This window comes from Roseobacter sp., from assembly GCF_024639605.1.
GTDB lineage: Bacteria > Pseudomonadota > Alphaproteobacteria > Rhodobacterales > Rhodobacteraceae > Roseobacter.
Window position 1 is genome coordinate 1 of the sequence record NZ_JAHEHZ010000197.1, and the last position, 5,217, is coordinate 5,217.

Annotated in this window: 8 protein-coding genes; 6 read left to right on the forward strand and 2 right to left on the reverse strand. The window is 59.4% G+C overall.

The genetic code is table 11. The features are described from left to right. Positions 1 to 187: 187 nt before the first annotated feature. On the reverse strand, positions 188 to 943 hold the full coding sequence (locus tag Q0M35_RS17180) for a heparan-alpha-glucosaminide N-acetyltransferase (protein WP_295317485.1): 756 nt from the start codon (positions 941 to 943) through the stop codon (positions 188 to 190). A gap of 248 nt (positions 944 to 1,191) precedes the next feature. On the opposite strand from Q0M35_RS17180, the gene Q0M35_RS17185 reads away from it, so the two are divergent. The 6 genes from Q0M35_RS17185 to Q0M35_RS18610 all read left to right on the forward strand — a co-directional run bounded on the left by Q0M35_RS17185 (position 1,192) and on the right by Q0M35_RS18610 (position 3,853). Continuing rightward, complete coding sequence (locus Q0M35_RS17185) at positions 1,192 to 1,398, forward strand: hypothetical protein (protein ID WP_295317486.1); 207 nt, start codon at positions 1,192 to 1,194, stop codon at positions 1,396 to 1,398. Positions 1,399 to 1,426: 28 nt separating this feature from the next. Further along, entirely contained in the window at positions 1,427 to 1,642 is a 216-nt protein-coding gene (locus Q0M35_RS17190) for a hypothetical protein (RefSeq protein ID WP_295317487.1), read from the forward strand. Positions 1,643 to 1,801: 159 nt separating this feature from the next. After that, positions 1,802 to 2,413, forward strand: coding sequence for a hypothetical protein (locus Q0M35_RS17195; RefSeq protein WP_295317488.1), 612 nt, complete (start codon positions 1,802 to 1,804; stop codon positions 2,411 to 2,413). Between the two features lie 335 nt (positions 2,414 to 2,748). Beyond that, positions 2,749 to 2,979, forward strand: a complete 231-nt coding sequence (locus Q0M35_RS17200) for a hypothetical protein (RefSeq protein ID WP_295317489.1) — start codon at positions 2,749 to 2,751, stop codon at positions 2,977 to 2,979. Then, positions 2,976 to 3,683: a phospholipase D-like domain-containing protein gene (locus Q0M35_RS17205; protein ID WP_295317490.1), complete on the forward strand. Its 708-nt coding sequence runs from the start codon at positions 2,976 to 2,978 to the stop codon at positions 3,681 to 3,683. The genes Q0M35_RS17200 and Q0M35_RS17205 overlap by 4 nt, the downstream gene beginning before the upstream one ends. Continuing rightward, complete coding sequence (locus Q0M35_RS18610) at positions 3,644 to 3,853, forward strand: phospholipase D-like domain-containing protein (RefSeq protein ID WP_366519682.1); 210 nt, start codon at positions 3,644 to 3,646, stop codon at positions 3,851 to 3,853. The genes Q0M35_RS17205 and Q0M35_RS18610 overlap by 40 nt, the downstream gene beginning before the upstream one ends. 157 nt (positions 3,854 to 4,010) lie before the next feature. Here Q0M35_RS18610 and Q0M35_RS17210 read toward each other — a convergent pair whose 3' ends face one another. Then, entirely contained in the window at positions 4,011 to 4,664 is a 654-nt protein-coding gene (locus Q0M35_RS17210; protein ID WP_295317491.1) for a hypothetical protein, read from the reverse strand. Positions 4,665 to 5,217: the final 553 nt, after the last annotated feature.

Sequence of the window (5,217 nt, forward strand, 5' to 3'; positions counted from 1 at the left end):
TTGTCACGAGACGCATCACCGGTACCGCGTTCCATCTCTCACTCTCAGACGGCCCTCCGGACGGGTGGGTAAAACCCTGCGCAGCGGCCGGTGCGGCGTTCATCACCATGACCAGAATTGCGGTCAGAAGCCTCGTGTAGTCCTCACTTTCACGTTCAGGTGACGACATCTGGCGACAGCAACAGGCTCAGGACGCGAACTTCACCCCTGTCCAGATCAGCCCCAGCAGGACCGGTTGATGCAACAGGTAAATGGTCAGGCTGTGCCGGCCGGGCCAGGCAAGAAAAGCCGCCCCTTTCGGATATCGCCGGGACAACGCGATAGCTGGCCGGAGCCTGCCCGGTCGCAGCATCTGTGCTGCTGCCAGCCCTGCCAGAAACCAGCCCGACCACGGCATTACCGGAATATAATCAAGCGCCGGTGGAGTTACCGTCGCAAGGCCAGTCCAGAGCAGCAGATCCGCATTGAAAAGATCGGAGCGCAGATGGTCCGGTGCCATCACAAAGACGATGGCAAGACCGGCGTTGACCACACCCGGCAGCCGAAGACAAATAAGTCCCAGCACGCCCGACAAAGCAATACAGTGCAAAATCCCGAACCTGATGAAGTTATCAGGAAACACGACCCAGGTTGCAAGTGACACCAGCGCTGCTGCAAGGCACAGGACAATCAACCGTCGCACAAAGCTGCGCCATCTTACACCGTCGCCATGTGCAAGCCAGAAGCTGATCCCGGCGATAAACAGAAATGATCCGGCCACCAGGCTGGAAAACACGTCCCACCCCCCGGTGACAGTGGTGCCACGCGGCAGGATCCCGAAAATTTCCAGATCGTGGAAAAAATGGAAAACCACCATCCCGACCAGCGCTGCCGTCCGCGCGATATCAAGCCATAGCAGCCTGCCGCCGGTGCTGCCGCAGTCTTTTTGCAATGCGTCAGACAAGGCTCCGGTACCTCTCAGATGCGACCCGGGAGCGCCTCATTTTTTCTGAAAATACTTTACTCAACGGCGCTCGATATTCTTTATTGGGGCGGGCCCTTGTTCTGTAAACGGTTTCATCATCAGGCGCGCGGCCCGTGAAAGATAGAACCAAAAGGGACTCTCATGAAAAAATTATTTTTGCTGCGACCGTAATTGCCGTGCCGCCTGCCGGATGCGTCGAGGATACAGGATCAGCAGGCGCACCCGCAGTGGGCAGCAGCTCCGATCTGTCAGCCTTCCAGGGTGCCCGGGCAGGCCAGGCCGAAACGGGTATTCAGAACCTCGGGTATGAGCTTATCCGCTCCGAAGGACTGACCTCCTGCTGGTTCAACCGCAGCACCGGCGCCTGCGCCGGGATCACCACGTCGGAGGGACGCTATTCGTCGACCAATATGCTGCCCGCAGGAGACTGCTGAAACGTAAATCCGGCGGCGCGGCTTCGGCATGAAAGCGGCGCCGTTTTCAGCCCGTCAGCTGCCGTATGCCCAGATCAGCTTCAGGATCGCCATGGCAATGAACACTCCTGAAAAATACCGGCCCGCTCTATCTGCCTTTTTCATGCTCGTATCCGAAATTGCGCAGTGCAAAAATAGCCCCGGGAATAACGATCGCGGAGATAGGGGCGTGGGCGATATCGAGATGTATTTTTCGTTCTCCTGAAGACTGCCGCCGTGATAAAATCAGGTTGTTCCGGGACTGGCACGTTTTGCAGAAAATCATGTTGTCAATTAAAACCGGCTGGTCAGGAAGCTGTTGCCGGAAATTGAAGGCACGGCCTCAATGTGGTAGTTTTCAGGTAAAAAGCAGAGGAAAAATCATATGAGACCACGCGTCAGTATCATTTCAATGTCCGCAGTTCTGTTCAGCACATCCGCTATCGCTATGACCGGTGCGGACGACGCTTGTATTGATCACTTGCGCAGCGTCGGAGGGCCTGACGGGCAATCCGGCACAATTGAGAGTTCGGATTTTTCCCAGGCCGGCACGCTCGTTATGCTTCGCGATGCGGGCGGAACGCTCTGGCGCTGCATTGCTTACAGCGATGGCGCAATCGGTGATTTTGCGGCCGTGGAAGCGATGGATGACGGCGGCGGCGCAATGGCCGGTGCCGGCGGCACTACACAGACACAGCGGGTTGCATTTGACGCCGGCACAACCGGCGCGGAACTGACCGGGACACTCGCTCCCGGTGCCTCGCAGCAATATGTTCTCGGCGCCGCAAACGAGCAGTATCTTTATGTTCGTGTGGCCCCCCGGAACGGCACGCTTGACTATGTCATCCGCAACCCGGACGGCTCCGAACTGCTCGGCCTTATGAACGCCGGCCAGGAGTATCGCGGTCAGCTCTGGCAGAGCGGCGATCACGTTGTTGAGGTCATCAACCGCAGCGATGCAATGGTGGACTACAACGTCATCTTCGGCATCGAGTGATCCGAACGCCGACCCCGCCCGCGACCGGCGGTCGGGTCGCACCGGCCCTCGCCGGGGGCAAAGTATGCCGGGCTCTCGCAGCGGTTCTGTCGCTGATATTGCTCTTTGGCTGCTCGGCTCTGCAACCGGCAGAGATTGCCGATGAAACAAGCCGCGCACCTGGGCAGACCGGTGTCTGGGCTGAGATTTAAGAGATCCGGACAGGCGACTGGCAGATCCCGCTGAACGATTGCCCGACAGCGCTGGCCTGGCGCCTGCGCGCCATCGACAGTGCAGCTGCATCCATTGATATGCAGACATTTTTGCGGACCTTCGACACTGTGGGAACGAAAGTCATGTCGCGCATTGTCAGCGCCGCAGATCGCGGCGTTGCTGTCAGACTTCTGATCGATGACACCTTTCTTGCGGGCCAGGATCAGGCGCTTCTGAGCCTCCAGGCGCACCCCGGTATCGAGTATCGCATTTATAACCCGTATCAGCGTCGCACCAGCGGGCTCGTCAGCAGGCAGATCCTGAACCTGGGTGAATTCAGTCGTGTTGATCACCGCATGCACAACAGACTATGATGGTCGACAATCAGGTGGCCATTATCGGCGGACGTAACATCGCCGACGAATATTTCGACCTCAGCAGCGGCGGCAATTTCCGGGATATGAAATTACTTGCAGGCGGGCCGGTCGTGCAGAAATCCTCCGGGGTATTCGACGCCTACCGGAACGATAACTGGTCGTTCCATGTAGACAGGATCGCGCACGCCCGGGTCATCCCCGCAGCGCATGAAAGCGATGCTCCGTGGCAGGTTTCGCGGTCCCTTTTTCCTGCCGAGACAGAGCAGGAGCGAGCCTCCGCATGGCGGCGCTCCCTGCGTGGCTCCTTTACCGGGCGGGCAGAGCTTTTCGCGGATAAACCGCCCGCTGAGAGCCCGGCGGCACCGGCGGACCGGCCCGTGCAGGTGGCAAACCGCATTCTGCAGCTTATCTCAGGCGCCCGGCGCAACATCACAATTGTAACGGCCTGCCTGGTCCCCTCACCGACGGTAACGAATGCGCTGAAAGCTGCGGTTGAGCGTGGCGTGACGGTGACAATCCTGACAAACTCTGTGAGTTCCAACAATCACCCTGCGGCTCACAGTGCGTATCGCAATCACATCCGGACCCTGATGTCGTCAGGTGTCAGTCTGCATGAACTGCGCGCCGACGCCGCGGCCGCAAACGCTATATCACCGCGACGGTGGAAGACAAACGACTGGCGCTGCACGCGAAATATCTGATCACCGATGACGATACGGTTATGATCGGGAGCGCCAACATTGACCCCCGGTCGTTGCGGCTCAACACCGAAGTGGGGCTGATTATGCGCGATCGCCGTCTGAACAAAGCGATCCGAAATTTTTTACTTCGCCGGATCTTGGCGCAACGAACGCCTGGCGGCTTGAACTGACAGCGGACAACACTCTGATATGGGTCAGCGATGATGTGGTGCTCAACGCTGAACCTGCCGCGTCTTTTATGCAGCGGATCGAAGACTTGTTTTTTTGCACACCTGCCCCTCGAAGGTGAGCTTTACGCCTGCGTGAAGACAGCCCGCCCGCAGCCGCTCAGAGCCTGATCTTACATTCTGTCCCCGCAGGGACAGCGCCTGTGAGCAGAGTCTCAGTTCCCGGCTCAGCCAGGCCGCCAGAGACCTGCTGAACCATGGCTGTTCCTGCTTCACCGGCAACTTGTATTTGGTGAGCAACCTTCCGGCCCGGCCCCGGCATGGCCTCTTTGAACAGCCGGAGTACCTCCAGCGCATCCGGGTCGCTGCCCGCCTTAGGTGACACCTCGACACCGTTCGTGCACGCGCCGAACCAGATCAGGGTCCAGGCCACGATGGTCAGCTGAATCGCCATGACCGGCAGGTCCGACCCGACCGCCATACCAATCAGCATGCAAAGACAAAACAGCAGTCCATCAAAGGTCCGTCGCGATGTCTGACGGTGCCGCTGGCCGTCCTGCATTCGCAGGCCGTCGCCATTTCGCAAGTGGTGCGCAGCTTCCTCAGGGACTTCACCATAGAGGCCACCCTGCAGATGCCAGAGAATGACACGCAGTTCGACTTCTGCGACAATCCTGATCGCTGTGCGCCGCGCGGCCTGTGATCCGGCGGAGGCCGCCTTTGCACGGTATGTCGTAATTGACTGCGCCTCACTCCGGGGCGGTTCGCCGGTGACGATGACCCCTGCTGCGCTTACGAAGGCCCGGCGCGGCATTGTTCCGGCATTTGAAAGCACATTGCATGAGCCTGGCGATGGTTCTGTCAGCAACAACGGCGAAACCGCGACGGCGAGCGCCTGTCCGGATGGACACCACCGGATCAGAGACAGACAGTGGCGCGCAGTCGGCACCTGTTTCCGGCGTTTCATCCCCCGCCGCGCATCGCGAAGGGCCCGGAATATCCGCAGCCCGGAACATCGCGACTGCAGTCTCCTGGCGCCCTGCCGGATGCCTGAGCGCTGTGATGTGTCTGCGGCGGAAACACCGGTGACCTGCGGTTGGCACGCGGATTATGCTCCGGCCCGTCCCTATACGTCAGATCACTGCCCGGTCGGCCACAGACCAGGAACACCCCTTGTCGCAGAAACCGTTTCACGCGGTTCGCCGGGGTGCTCTAAGCATCGAAGAAAACGGTTTCCGCATCGCCCTGCAGGCGGATCACATGCTGGTAGCCGTCATCGGTTTTTTCTGCAACCAGGGTGGATGATCTTTCGCCGGCAAGCAGGAATACCGGGTCGTCCCCGTTCTCCGCATCCGGAAAGTATACCC

Coding starts and splice junctions, on each gene's coding strand:
- Q0M35_RS17210 (WP_295317491.1), bottom strand. CDS start 4,664: ATGCCGCGCCGGGCCTTCGTAAGCGCAGCAGGGGTCATCGTCACCGGC.
- Q0M35_RS17200 (WP_295317489.1), top strand. CDS start 2,749: ATGTCGCGCATTGTCAGCGCCGCAGATCGCGGCGTTGCTGTCAGACTT.
- Q0M35_RS17205 (WP_295317490.1), top strand. CDS start 2,976: ATGATGGTCGACAATCAGGTGGCCATTATCGGCGGACGTAACATCGCC.
- Q0M35_RS17190 (WP_295317487.1), top strand. CDS start 1,427: ATGAAAGCGGCGCCGTTTTCAGCCCGTCAGCTGCCGTATGCCCAGATC.
- Q0M35_RS17195 (WP_295317488.1), top strand. CDS start 1,802: ATGAGACCACGCGTCAGTATCATTTCAATGTCCGCAGTTCTGTTCAGC.